At 56.0% G+C, this 12,494-nt stretch carries 9 protein-coding genes and 2 pseudogenes; 5 read left to right on the top strand and 6 right to left on the bottom strand.

Features of this window, described 5'->3' with window-relative positions:
• Positions 1–769, bottom strand: a pseudogene (locus QM579_RS10490) (chemotaxis protein); the annotation flags it as partial.
• A gap of 100 nt (positions 770–869) precedes the next feature.
• On the opposite strand from QM579_RS10490, the gene yedF reads away from it, so the two are divergent.
• Positions 870–1,469: a sulfurtransferase-like selenium metabolism protein YedF gene (yedF, locus tag QM579_RS10485; RefSeq protein WP_414999102.1), complete on the top strand. Its 600-nt coding sequence runs from the start codon at positions 870–872 to the stop codon at positions 1,467–1,469.
• 96 nt (positions 1,470–1,565) lie between these two features.
• Here yedF and QM579_RS10480 read toward each other — a convergent pair whose 3' ends face one another.
• A complete protein-coding gene (locus QM579_RS10480; protein WP_414999101.1) occupies positions 1,566–3,320 on the bottom strand; it encodes a methyl-accepting chemotaxis protein in 1,755 nt (584 codons plus the stop codon).
• A gap of 472 nt (positions 3,321–3,792) precedes the next feature.
• On the opposite strand from QM579_RS10480, the gene QM579_RS10475 reads away from it, so the two are divergent.
• A complete protein-coding gene (locus QM579_RS10475; protein ID WP_414999100.1) occupies positions 3,793–4,848 on the top strand; it encodes an NAD(P)-dependent alcohol dehydrogenase in 1,056 nt (351 codons plus the stop codon).
• A gap of 309 nt (positions 4,849–5,157) precedes the next feature.
• On the opposite strand, the gene QM579_RS10470 is transcribed toward QM579_RS10475, so the two are convergent.
• From QM579_RS10470 to QM579_RS10460, 3 genes are read right to left on the bottom strand one after another with little or no spacing between them, the layout of a single operon-like run.
• Positions 5,158–6,189: an ABC transporter ATP-binding protein gene (locus tag QM579_RS10470; protein WP_414999099.1), complete on the bottom strand. Its 1,032-nt coding sequence runs from the start codon at positions 6,187–6,189 to the stop codon at positions 5,158–5,160.
• Positions 6,190–6,227: 38 nt separating this feature from the next.
• Positions 6,228–6,857 (bottom strand): RdgB/HAM1 family non-canonical purine NTP pyrophosphatase, encoded by a 630-nt coding sequence (rdgB, locus tag QM579_RS10465; protein ID WP_414999098.1) that lies wholly within the window; start codon positions 6,855–6,857, stop codon positions 6,228–6,230.
• 35 nt (positions 6,858–6,892) lie between these two features.
• Positions 6,893–7,798: a DMT family transporter gene (locus QM579_RS10460; protein WP_414999097.1), complete on the bottom strand. Its 906-nt coding sequence runs from the start codon at positions 7,796–7,798 to the stop codon at positions 6,893–6,895.
• 261 nt (positions 7,799–8,059) lie between these two features.
• Between QM579_RS10460 and QM579_RS10455 the strand changes: the two genes are divergently transcribed.
• Genes QM579_RS10455 through QM579_RS10445 form a run of 3 tightly spaced genes read left to right on the top strand, consistent with a single transcriptional unit; the run spans position 8,060 to position 11,919 of the window.
• Complete coding sequence (locus QM579_RS10455; RefSeq protein ID WP_414999096.1) at positions 8,060–9,130, top strand: N-acetylneuraminate synthase family protein; 1,071 nt, start codon at positions 8,060–8,062, stop codon at positions 9,128–9,130.
• 2 nt (positions 9,131–9,132) lie between these two features.
• Positions 9,133–10,866: an LIC12162 family transferase gene (locus tag QM579_RS10450; RefSeq protein ID WP_414999095.1), complete on the top strand. Its 1,734-nt coding sequence runs from the start codon at positions 9,133–9,135 to the stop codon at positions 10,864–10,866.
• Between the two features lie 3 nt (positions 10,867–10,869).
• Complete coding sequence (locus QM579_RS10445) at positions 10,870–11,919, top strand: SEL1-like repeat protein (RefSeq protein ID WP_414999094.1); 1,050 nt, start codon at positions 10,870–10,872, stop codon at positions 11,917–11,919.
• A gap of 354 nt (positions 11,920–12,273) precedes the next feature.
• On the opposite strand, the pseudogene QM579_RS10440 reads toward QM579_RS10445, so the two are convergent.
• Positions 12,274–12,494, bottom strand: a pseudogene (locus QM579_RS10440) (hypothetical protein); the annotation flags it as partial.

The raw sequence follows: 12,494 nt of genomic DNA, 5'->3' as shown, positions 1-12,494 counted from the left end.
GGTTGGTCTGGTCGGCGACCTCATTGATTACCGACATGACCTGCCCGATGTTGCTGGCCTTGGTGCCAAGCGCAGCCATCGCTTCTTTGAGCTGGACGATAGTGTCCTTGAGGCTTTCAATGGAAGAAAGAGCGCCTTCCACTTCCCGTTCGCCTGTGGCGGCATTGGCGCTGGAGTTCTGGGCGCTCTCCGACAGGTCATGAACTCTGGCAGAGGATTCCAGCGCGGCCTGGGAAACTCTTTCCATAGCCCCGCTGGTGTCGGTGAGGTGGTCGCGCTGCACTTCAACGCCCTTGTTGACCTCGCCCACCAGCGTCGCCAGTTCACGCACCTCTGTGGACAGGTTGTTGCACACGGTATGCGCCTTGTGCAAAACCATAGCCCCGCGTTCAGATTTGTTGTGCATGGCCTTTTTTTCTTCTTCAACCGTTGCAAGTCTTGCCTGCAGGCTTTCTACCTTGGCGTGCAATTCTTCAATAACAACAGTTTTTTCAGCCATGCTTTTTTCTGCATCGTGCAAATGGGTAAAGCAGTATTCGGCCCGCTGCACTTCGTCGCCCTGGCGTGCAGGGCTGTCTTCAGCAAAAAGGGCATCACTGCGCTCACGCAGTTTTTTGACCTTGTTTCTGTGACCCAGCCAAAAGGCCGCGTCGGCCAGAGCGCACAGAGCTGCCACAGCCAGCAGCGCCCACTGCATGCCCCGGATATCGCTTATGGCGGCAAGGCCGCCGAGGGTACACAGAATGATAATTTGCAGCAGAATGCCCATAGTTACCTGCCTTGGTTTACTTGCCTATCGGCACTATTATAATTACGCTTAACAGCAGGAAATGTAAATAAATCCACTTAGCATAAAAGAGGTTGAAATTATGGAACTTCTTGATTGTCTGGGGCTTGCCTGCCCTCAACCTGTCATACGTTGCCGGTCTGCGGTAGGCAACGGTTTGGAATGTTTTGAGGTTCTGGTTGATAACGAACCCGCTCTGGAAAATGTGCAGCGTTTTCTTCAAAGCCGTGGCTACACCCTGAGCGCAGCCGCAGAGGGCCCGCAGAAGTGGCGTATTCGTGCTGCCCGCGATGCTGACGCCAGCGTGGCGGCTGCGCCCGAAGAGCAGAAAGAACCCGGGCAGGATCTGCGCACCCTTGTGTTGATAACTACCGAAACTCTGGGCCGCGGCGACGATACGCTGGGCACGAAGCTTATGGAAAACTTTTTGGCCACGCTGCCGGAACTGGGCGGCCGCCTGTGGCGTCTGGTGCTCGTCAACGGGGGCGTAAAGTTGACGGCCCGGCCCGGCCCTGCGCTGGAATCGTTGCAAAAACTTGCACAGCAAGGCGTTTCCATACTTGTGTGCGGCGCTTGTCTTGGGCATTACGGCCTTCTGGAAGCCAAGGCGGTGGGTGAAACATCCAACATGCTGGATATCGTGACCAGCCTTGATCTGGCGGACAAGGTTATTCGCCCCTGACACGCTCCTGAATCGGGCGTGTACCGCGATGGCAAAGAAAAACGGCATGAAAGAGCTTCATGCCGTTTTTCTTTGCGCAGTTGTATGACAGCGCGGTTATCTTTTCATGTCGCTGATAAGATCTGTCAGGCTGTGGGCCTGGGCTGCCAGGTCGGCCACGGCTCTGGAAGCTTCCTCCATCGCCTGCGCCGTCTGTTGCGACATCTCGTTGATCTGCGCAATGGTATGGTTGATCTCTTCGCTGGCGGCAGACTGTTCTTCGCTGGCTGCTGCAATGGCGTTTACCTGATCTGCCGTTGCATCCACCGTGGACACGATAATCTCAAGGGCCGCGCCCGACTGGTTGGCAAATTCCGCAGCAAGGTCAACTTCCTGAACGGCCTTGTCCACTGATTCCATACTGGTTGTAGTGCTCTTCTGTATGGCGCTGATGACTGCTCCAACATCATGAGTGGAGGCCATAGTCTTTTCAGCCAGCTTGCGCACCTCATCGGCCACCACAGCAAATCCACGCCCGGCATCCCCGGCGCGTGCGGCCTCAATGGCGGCATTGAGGGCCAGCAGGTTAGTCTGGTCGGCAATGTCTGAAATGACGCCCATGATACGGCTGATGTCCTGAGCGTGCGAGTTGAGAAGAACCATGTCTTCCTTGAGGCGCAGGGAACTCTGATGCACATGATTGATGCTGTCCAGCGAACGGCTTACCACTGCTGCGCCTTCCTGGGCTCTTTGCCGCGTATCGGCTGAGGCTGTTGAAGCGTGCCCGGCGTTGCGGGCCACTTCCTGCACAGTGGCGTTCATTTCGTTCATGGCCGTGGCTGCTTCGGCAAGCCGCTGAGAAGTTTCCATTGTGCCGTGGTCAGATTGTTCGATTTGCGCTGAAAGCTGGGTCGAGGCTGCACTCACTATTTGTGCGACCTGCTCAAGCTTTTCTGCCGCCTGAAGCATGGCCTCAGTTTTTTTTCTGGCTTCAAGGCTGGCGGCTTCGGCTTGCTGCATGGCCTCGGTTGCCCTTTGCGACTGCTCCTGGGCATTGGCGGATTCGCGCTGGGCGTTTTCAATATGCTGCCGCAGTGCGTCAACCATAACTACAAGCGAGGCGTATACGCCTGTTTTGGCTTTGCCGTCATCCACATTGTAGTCGCCCTCAGCCACACGTCTGGCAATAATATCCAGCTCGCCAGGGTCCTTGCCCAGTTGTTTGTTGACGGACCGGGTAAGGGTGGCAACAAGAATAACGCTGATAAGCATCGCGGCCAAAGTCAGAAGAATACTTGCCATGCGCGATGTTTCGGCGATGGTAGAGGCCTGATGGCTCGCCGCGCCGCTGCCGCTGACGTTCAACGCCACTATTTCATCAAACAGGGCCATGAGCTTGCGGAAAAGAGGACGGTATTCATCGTCGTAAATGGTGAGAGCCTGGGTATGACTGCGATTGACAACCATTTCAACGATTCTGCCGCGGATGACGGAAATAGTGCGCAGCGATGTAAGTATTTCTTCAAAGATCGCGGTGTCTTTGACTGCTCTGGTGCTGTCATGCGAGGTCATCAAGGCTTTGTATTTCTCTCCGTTTTCTCTCAGTCCCTTGATGACTTCATCAATGCGATCCCGGTAATACTTTATTTCTTCCGGCCCGTCGTGCAGCATCATGGCCAAAAGGTCAGCTCGCACTGAGAACAGCTGCTGGTTCATACTCTGAATGACAATGACTGAGGGCAGCCACGATTTGTCCACGGCTTCAATATTGTCATTGATATCAGACAGATTCTTCATGGAAACCCCGGATAGGGTAAGCATGATAAGAATGATCCCACAGAAGGATAAAACCATTTTAGTGCTAAGTTTCATTCAACTATCCACCTTAGAATACTTTTGTATCTATATTTTATGGTAACTTGAATGTGATGATAAAAAATCACATCAAGAAAGAGTATGCTCCAGTATGAATAACTATCATTACATAAAAAAGATTTTATGCAAGATAATATTTATATAATGTTATTCTATATAATACGGAAGTGTAATAGACATCGGAACTATTTATTGCATTGTCTATACAAAAAATGGCAACAATTATTGTCATTTGATTATTAATACCAATAAGGCTTTAAAATAGGCTGATTGATATTATACGTTGTCGAGGAGCTGGCAACAAACTGCCAAAAAATTCTATATAAATCACTTATGAATTTATTTAATATATTGAAATATAAGCTAAAAATAAATGTGAAAAAAATAACTTGGCATTGGGTTCAATGGAGGCTAGATTGAGCATGCAACCAATAGAAAAACCCGTGGCTTTATGCCAAAGGAGACTACTATGAAAGGTTTGGCCATGCTTCATCTGAATGCCGTTGGCTGGATTGAAAAGGAAGCTCCCAAGTGTGGTCCTCTGGATGCCCTGGTTCAGCCCCTGGCAGTCGCCCCCTGCACATCTGACGTGCACACCGTATGGGAAGGGGCGTTGGGCGACAGGCACAATCTCATTCTCGGTCACGAAGCCGTGGGTGAAGTGGTGGAAGTAGGTTCTCTGGTTCGCGACTTCAAACCCGGCGACAGGGTTATTGTGCCCGCCATCACCCCGGACTGGAACTCGCTGGAAGCTCAGGGCGGGTATTCGATGCATTCCGGCGGTATGCTGGCAGGCTGGAAGTTTTCCAATTTCAAGGACGGCGTTTTTGCCGATATTTTTCACGTCAATGACGCAGACGGCAATCTTGCCCATCTGCCTTCAGACATGGATCCCGCCGAGGCGGTCATGTTGAGTGATATGGTGCCCACTGGTGTACACGGCGCAGAACTGGCCGACGTGCAGTACGGTGATTCAGTGCTGGTGGTGGGTATTGGCCCTGTGGGTCTGATGGCCGTGGCTGCGGCCACTTTGCGCGGCGCTGGCAGAATATACGCCGTCGGGTCGCGGGCCGTGTGCGTTGAAGCCGCCCGGCGGTATGGCGCGACCGATATTATAGATTACAGGCAGGGAGACATGGGCTCTCAGGTGGCGAGCCTTACCGGCGGAAAAGGGGTGGACAAGGCAATCATCGCTGGCGGCGATGTGGACACCTTTGCCGATGTTATCAAGGTTCTCAAGCCAGGCGGGCGCATCGGCAACATCAACTACCTTGGCTCCGGGGATTACGTGAAAATCCCCCGTGTTGAGTGGGGGTGTGGCATGGGCCACAAGACCATTGCCGGGGGCCTGATGCCTGGTGGCCGCTTGCGCATGCAAAAGCTGGCAAGCATGCTTTCTGTGGGCCGCCTTGATGTTGCCCCTCTGCTGACCCATCGCTTCCACGGTTTTGACAAGCTGGAAGAAGCCCTGATGCTTATGAAGGACAAGCCGCGGGACCTTATCAAGCCCGTAGTTATGATTTAGCAGGGGGTTTTCGGACATTGCCCTGACGGTTGCGTGAGCAACCGCCAGCCGTGAAGGCGCAAGCGCACTTCAGCTGTTGCGAACAGGCTTTAAGCGTCGTAACAGCCGTCCCCTGGGCTTTGAGATATATCAACTCAGGTTCACACGGCCAAGCCGCTTCATATCCCCAAAGGAGAGGAGAGCGGCGTCCATTCCAGCCAATACGGCAGGTGGGCGCGCTCTCCTTTTTTGAGCTGTTCGGCAAGGCAGATAGGAAAAAGGCTGCGCCGTGTTGCAAGTCTAAATGGCGCTTGCGGTTTGTTCTGACAATCAGGCGGGCGTGCCGTGCAGCCAGCAGGCCACTTTGTGCTGCCCGCCCAAATCAAAGAATGGCGGCATTTTTTCATGGCAAAGAGGCATGGCCTGAGGGCAGCGGGGATGAAAAGGGCAACCCGCAGGCATCGAGCGCAGAGAGGGCACGCTGCCCGGAATGGTCGGCAGGCGGTTCAGCCCTCTGGAGCGGGCGCTGGGCGCGGCGTGAAGCAGGCCTTGCGCGTAGGGATGCAGCGGATGGGCGAAAAGCTTATGGGCCGGAGCATATTCCGCAAGTCTTCCGGCGTACATGACGCCCACGGCATGGGCCATCTGGGCTGCCACGCCCAGGTCATGCGTGATAAGCAGCACGGCCATGCCGCGTTCCTGGCTCCGGGTGCGTATAAGGCGCAAGATCTGTCCCTGAATGGTCGCGTCCAGCGCCGTGGTGGGCTCGTCAGCCAACAGCAGATCGGGCCGGCAGGATAAAGCCATTGCTATCATAACGCGCTGCCGCATGCCGCCCGAAAGCTGGTGCGGATAGTCGTCGTAGCGGCTTTCCGGCGAAGGAATGCCCACCTCGGTCAGCAGGGATATGGCCTCGTTACGGGCTTCGCTACGGCTCATCGCCATATGCAGGCGCAGGGGCTCGGCCACCTGTTCGCCTACCTTAAGCACCGGATTGAGAGAGGTCATGGGCTCCTGAAAGATCATGCCTACGCGGCGGCCCCGGATGTTTCTCATATCACGCTGCGGCAGGCTCAGAATATCCTGCCCGTCCAGCAGGATGTTGCCGCCAAGCCGGGCGTTGTCCGGCGTGAGGCGCAATATCGCCTTGGCAGTGAGACTTTTACCGCAACCCGATTCGCCCACAAGGCAGGTGATATGCCCGTGGGGCAGGTCGAAGCTCACATCCCTCACAGCGGGCAGTGGGCCATCGTCCGTCTGAAAGGTGACGGAAAGACTGTTCAGGCGCAACAGCGGTGTGCCGCCCTGTTGCGCGGCTTGCTGTGTTTGCTCGGTCTGGGCGGGCGTTGTGTCTGTATTCATGATGTCACGCTTGCAAAAGGGCGAAGAGATGATACGGCCTATGCGTTCATGAAGCTTTGCCATTTGTCCAGCAGGGCGCGCAGGGCGTTGCCCCGGTGGCTGCGGGCGTTCTTTTCATCTCTGGTCAGTTCCGCAGCGCTTTTGCCGATGTGCGCGTCAAAGAAGACGGGGTCATAGCCAAAACCGTTCTGACCGCGTGGCGTTGTGAGCAGGCTGCCTTCCCAGGTACCGCGCACGACCATTTCAGCGCCGTCGGGGCGAACGCAGGCCATGCTGCTTACAAATCGGCAGCCGCGCTTGCCCTCTGGAACGTCAGCAAGTTCGTGCATAAGTTTGCGTATGTTACGGGCGTCGCGGCTTTCGCCGGGCAGGCTTTCCCAATCGTCCGAGTAGCGGGCCGAATATACGCCGGGTCTGCCGTTCAGGGCGTCCACTTCAAGGCCGGAGTCGTCAGCAATGCTTATGAGGCCTGTCTGCCGGGTTACCTCACGGGCCTTGATGCACGCATTTTCTTCAAAGGTAACGCCAGTTTCTTCAATTTCGCCGATGGCGGGAAACGATTCCAGACCCAGAACTTCCACGCCAAAGGCAGCAAGAGGATCAGCCAGCTCGCGCACCTTGCCCGCGTTATGCGTGGCCAGCACGATGCGAATGGGTTTCGTATTCATATATGTATGCTCCTTGGCGGCGGGGCCGCCTGAATTCAATGCGTCTTGTGCCGGTGAGGCACCACCACTGTAGCCACTATGATGCCGCTGATGACCAGCGCGCCGCCCATCAGTTGCGCAGGGGCGACGCTTTCACCAAGAACGAGCATGGCGGCTATGCCAGCGAATACGGGCAGGCTGTAGTAGACCATGCCGGCGCGGACAGGGCCGATGCGGTCAATGGCCACAGTCCACAGCCAGAAAGACAGGGCCGAACAGCCTATGCCTGCATAAAGCACGCTTACAACCAGCGGTGTGGATAAATGGGGCCGGGGCAGCATGACGGCTTCAATAGCCGTAAAGGGCAGGGAATAGAGCAGGCCCAGAGCGAAGGTGGCCAGGCTGAAACCTATGGGAGAAATTTCGGGGCTGCGCTGCCGGATAAACAGGGAATACAGACCGAAGCACAAAACTCCGCCCAAGGCCCAAAGGTCGCCTTCGTTAAAACGCAGGTGCGCCAGCCTGTCCCAGTCACCACGGCTGACCAGTATGGCTACTCCGGCCAGCACCACAAGCACGCCCGCCATACGGCGCGGCGAGATGGGCTCGCTGTAAAGCACGCGGGAAAGAATGAGAATGACCACAGGAGCCGTGGGCACCAGCAAGGCCATATTGATGCTTTCTGTGGTCTGCCCGGCCTTGTAGATAAGCGTATTAAGCAAGGTGACGCCAAGAATGGCCAGCAGGGAAAGACCACGCCAGTTTTTCTTGATGGCGGGCCAATCAGTGCCCCAGTGCTTCGGGGCAAAAGGCAGCAGAATGATGAGGGCGATAAACCAGCGCCAGAAATTGCATTGCCAGGGGGGAATAAGCCCGGCAACGGCTCTGGCCACCACAAAGTTGCCGGACCAGATGATGACGGCAAGAAGTGCGCAGGAATAGCCCGTTACGGTTTTTTGCATGACTGAATCCAGAGCCGACTGGTGAGTCCGGTAGAGATAATGGTGGCCGCAAGGCGTTGTAGCAGGCAAGTATAAGGCATATGTCCGGCAATGGCAAAGGCGTCACTGCCTGTTACCGCAGCAGAGGATTTTGCCCGGGTGTATATATAAAAATTTATAATTATTACAGTATGTTTTGTTTGCTTGTGCGCTGCGGCACTTTCCTTTTCTACGGCAAGGGCGTACAATTAAAACTTAAACTTCACTAGTAAGGAAATGAGCATGAAACTCACGGATATATTTGCTGTACCCACCCCAGAAACGCGCATTCCCGTTCCCTATGTTATTGCCGAAGCCGGGGTGAATCACGAAGGCAGCATGGACATTGCCCGCAGACTTATTGACGAAGCTGCGGAAGGCGGCGCGCAGGCCATCAAGTTTCAGACGTACAAGGCAGGCACCCTGGCGTCCAAGGATTCTCCTGCCTATTGGGACACCAGCAAGGAACCGACAAAAAGCCAGTACGAGCTGTTCAAAAAGCACGATTCTTTCTGGAAGAACGAATTTGAAGCTCTGAAAAAACACTGCGACGCGTCCGGCATAGCCTTTTTGTCCACGCCCTTTGACGTTGAATCTGCCCATTTTCTCAACGATCTTATGGACGTATTTAAAATTTCCTCGTCGGACATCACCAACAAGCCCTTCATCCGCATTTTGTGCGATTTCGGCAAGCCTATCCTGCTTTCCACGGGTGCGGCCCACTTGCATGAAATCGCCGAGGCGGTGGAATGGATTGAAGAAAAAGGCAACAAACTGGCCCTGCTGCATTGCGTGCTCAACTACCCCACAGCAGACGAGCATGCGGCCCTTGGTATGATTCCGGCCCTCAAGCGGCACTTCCCGCAGCACGCCATCGGCTATTCCGACCATACCTTGCCCAAGGACATGCACATCCTTGAAACAGCCACCCTGCTTGGCGCGCGCGTGCTGGAAAAGCATTTTTCCCACGACAAGTCCTTGCCCGGCAATGACCACTATCATGCTATGGACAAGCACGACCTGCGGCACTTCTTTGAGCGCCTTGCAGGCACTCTTGCCAGCGTGGGCGACATGAGCCTGCGGGCCTTGCCGGAAGAAGAACCCGCCCGCCGCCACGCCCGCCGCTCGCTGGTTACGGCCCGTGCTGTGCCTGCCGGAACAGTGATCAGCGCTGCCGACCTGACCTGGAAGCGCCCGGCCCACGGTATTTCGCCGCGCAATTATGATGAAGTTATTGGCATGCGCGCACGGCATGACCTGGATGAAGATATGGTGCTGCACTGGTCTGACCTGGACTGCGGCGATAAGGCCTAATTATGAACCAGGAAAGCAGCATACTTGTTCTTGGGCGTATGCCGCGTGATGCGGAACCGGAAACGCACCGGCCTGCCGGGCCGTGGTGCTTTGTCGAACAGGAAGAATTTTTTCCTTCCTGGGACAAACGCTTTGTTTTTCCGCCTGAACCACTGGCTGAAGTGTCCGCCGTGGAGCATGCCTGCAAGTGCGCGCAAGCCCTGTGTGCAGACAGCATAGCTCCTTTGGCCGCTGAACTGTGTTCTCACTGTGAAGACCTGCCCGCTGCCTACTGGGAAACCCTGCTGGCGCCCTGGGCCATAAATATGGCCTCGCAGATCGTTGAGCGTTGGGGCCGCGTCAAGGCAATGGCCGAAGCGTGGGGCGATGAATGCATTCATGTGCCCCTCTTGCCACGCGACTGCCATTTTGCCTTTTGGACGGAGCCGGACTTCACGCTGCACGGTGCTCTTGGGCATTCGTTTAACCATTGGCTTTTCTCCCGTCTTTTTGAGGCGCTCTTTCATGAGGGCTGGCCTGAAAAATGGACGTGGGAATACCTGTCGCCAGTGCGGCGCGAGTATGGATCAGACCAGCGCCCCAGCGGTAAAACCCGTTTGCGCAATATGGCTCGCAAGGCCATGCTGTGCCTGCCTTTTCCCAAACTCAAGGGCGTCAGCTGGAAGCAAAGCCTGCGGTTTTCGCTGTCGCTGCTGCACAAAAGTCAGGGGCATGACTTTTCGCAAGCCCTGTCTTCCTATGGCAAGGCTGCCACAGGGATAGACGCGGGCCTGCCGGGATGTCTGGACGTTATGTCCCTGTTTCTGGCGGGCATGCCCCGGTCCTTGCGCCTGCTGCGCCATCCGGAAAGTCTGGGAACAGGGCTGCTGGCCCCCAGGGTGCGTGTAGCCAGCGTGTTGTCCTATGAAGACGCCGAGTACAGACAAAAACTGGCTGTCTGGCGCGGGCGCGGGCACAGGCTCATGTATGTGCAGCACGGCGGCAACTACGGGCAGGTGCGCTGCGCCTGTGATACGGCTATGGTGGAGTATTCACAGCACGCCTTTGCCACCTGGGGCTGGAGTGAGCACGGCAGCAGCCGGGGCAACTTCATTCCCGTGCCTTATCCGCAACTGGCCCGCATCAAAAAGCGCTGGCACGGGCAGGACGGGTACAATCTGTTGCTGGTCGGAACGGAAATGCCTGCCTACGGCTACAGGCTGGACGCCCATCCCACGCCCCTGCAACTGGTGGGTTACCGCCGCGACAAGCTGCGCTTCTTTGAAGCTATGGGCCGTACCTTGCAGAGCTGTTCGCAGTACCGCCCCTACTTTTCGCTGCCGGGTTCCTTGCGCGACGCGGACTGGCTGCTGGAGCGCATGCCACAGGTGAGGCTGTCTACAGGCCCCTTGCAGCCCCAGATCCTTTCCTGCCGCCTGTTGGTTGTGGACCATAACTGTACAACCACCCTTGAGGCTTTGGTGGCCAATGTGCCCACCATTCTGTTCTGGCGGCGGGAGGCATGGCCCGTTACCCCGCAAAGTGACGCCCTGCTGGACGTGTTGACCCGGGCAGGCATACTGTTTGCCTCGCCCGAGGAAGCCGCAGCCAAGGCGCTGGAAGTATGGGAAGACCCGCGCGCATGGTGGAGCCGCACTGCGGTGCAGGACGCCCGGCGCGCCTTTTGCGCCCTGCAGGCCTTAACGGTCAAGGGCAATGAAAATCATTATTGGATTCAAACGCTGAAGAGTCTGTAACACATGCAAATTCGTGTATCTGCCATAGTTTTATTGGTGGCCCTGTGCCTTTCGCCCCTGTTATTGCCTCAGGGCACGGCCTGTGCCGATGATGGAGACAGCCTGCGTCAAGTGCAGACTGCCTTGAACAAAAATGATTATGACGAGGCCGTGCGCCTGCTCAAACCCCTTGTGGACAGCGGCAATGCCGAAGCGCTTTATGTAATGGGCCGTCTTATTCTCGACGGCAAGGGCGTGAAGAAAAACCGCACCCGGGCGGCAGAATTTTTTCGTCTGGCAGCGGAGAAGGGCGACGTAAGCGCTATGAACTCGTGGGCCACGGCTTTGGTCTCCGGTGACGGCGTGCCCCGTAACTATCGCGAGGCTGCCCGCTGGTTCCGCAAAGCGGCGGAGCAGGGGCTTGCTATGGCCCAGTATAACCTTGGCTATCTTTATGCCTATGGCCGTGGGGTCAACAAGGACGAAAGCGCCGCCATCGACTGGTACAGCCGCGCCGCCAATCAGGGGCTGGCTTCGGCTCAGTACTCCCTTGGCTGGACGTATCTGAACAGCAGCGGGGAAAACCAGAGCGACACCAAGGCCGCTCATTGGTTTGAAAAGGCTGCCGAGCAGGATCATGCCAAGGCGCAGAACAATCTGGCCTTCATGTATGCCGAAGGGCGCGGTTACGCACAGGACCCGGCCAAGGCTCTGCAATGGTATACCCGTGCTGCCGAGCAGGGGTATGCCGAGGCCCAGTATAACCTTGGCTTTATGTATGAGCAGGGCCGTGGCGTGCCTCAGGATTACAATCAGGCCGTGGACTGGTACCGCAAGGCTGCCGAGCAGAATGAACCCGCCGCCCAGTACAGCCTGGGGCTCATGTATGATCAGGGTACAGGCGTGCCGCGCAATCTGAGTGAAGCCAACCGCTGGTACAACCTGGCTGCCAAAAATGGCGACCCGGACGCCAAAGCTGTTGTGCGCGCCCAGAACAACAAGCCCCAGCCTGTTCGCAAGGCTCCTTCTGCCCCGAGCAAGCAACAGCAGAAAAAAGATAAAAAGCAGCAATAGCTCCTTGAACATATCTGCATGAACATCATGAGGCCCGCACCGAAAAGTGCGGGCCTCTTTTTTGTTTGCGGTTATATGGAGTTGTGGTGGATGCTGAGGCTTTTCATTTTTGCAGGCAGATATTTATGAACTGCCAGGGTTACAAATTGCCTTCATTTTGGCCGCCTGCGGGGCGTGCGGCCAAAACTAAAAAAGGAAAAGCCGTCGTGCCCGCGGGGCACAAATGGTTTCATAAAATCGAATCCATTCTTTTATGGCCGTCAGCAGTCGTCTCCCCGTAAAATTATTCAAAATAGCAGGGCCGCCCACACAGAAAGTATGGACGGCCCTGCTCAATGTATGGTCGTCAGCAGTTTATTTTTTGCCACTTCTCTTGTTTTTCTTGGCACTCTTGGGAGCAGGTTTTTGTGCTGCTACGCTGGCGACCTTGGGCGCTTCTTCAGCCTTGGCTGCTTCTACAGGGGATGCATCGGCGCTGGGGGCGTCATTTGTTGCAGCTGGGGCGGCTTCCTGAACCTTGGCTTCAACGGCTTCTTCAGTTTCGGGCTTTTCCGCAGGAGCAGCCTGTTCTTCAG

This window comes from Desulfovibrio sp. (assembly GCF_047607245.1).
Classification (GTDB): domain Bacteria; phylum Desulfobacterota; class Desulfovibrionia; order Desulfovibrionales; family Desulfovibrionaceae; genus Desulfovibrio.
This window is presented reverse-complemented; position numbering and strand designations above follow the sequence as displayed.

Bases quoted from the DNA above. Each gene is read 5' to 3' on its own strand.
- yedF (WP_414999102.1), top strand. From the start codon at position 870: ATGGAACTTCTTGATTGTCTGGGGCTTGCCTGCCCTCAACCTGTCATA.
- QM579_RS10480 (WP_414999101.1), bottom strand. From the start codon at position 3,320: ATGAAACTTAGCACTAAAATGGTTTTATCCTTCTGTGGGATCATTCTT.
- QM579_RS10475 (WP_414999100.1), top strand. From the start codon at position 3,793: ATGAAAGGTTTGGCCATGCTTCATCTGAATGCCGTTGGCTGGATTGAA.
- QM579_RS10470 (WP_414999099.1), bottom strand. From the start codon at position 6,189: ATGAATACAGACACAACGCCCGCCCAGACCGAGCAAACACAGCAAGCC.
- rdgB (WP_414999098.1), bottom strand. From the start codon at position 6,857: ATGAATACGAAACCCATTCGCATCGTGCTGGCCACGCATAACGCGGGC.
- QM579_RS10460 (WP_414999097.1), bottom strand. From the start codon at position 7,798: ATGCAAAAAACCGTAACGGGCTATTCCTGCGCACTTCTTGCCGTCATC.
- QM579_RS10455 (WP_414999096.1), top strand. From the start codon at position 8,060: ATGAAACTCACGGATATATTTGCTGTACCCACCCCAGAAACGCGCATT.
- QM579_RS10450 (WP_414999095.1), top strand. From the start codon at position 9,133: ATGAACCAGGAAAGCAGCATACTTGTTCTTGGGCGTATGCCGCGTGAT.
- QM579_RS10445 (WP_414999094.1), top strand. From the start codon at position 10,870: ATGCAAATTCGTGTATCTGCCATAGTTTTATTGGTGGCCCTGTGCCTT.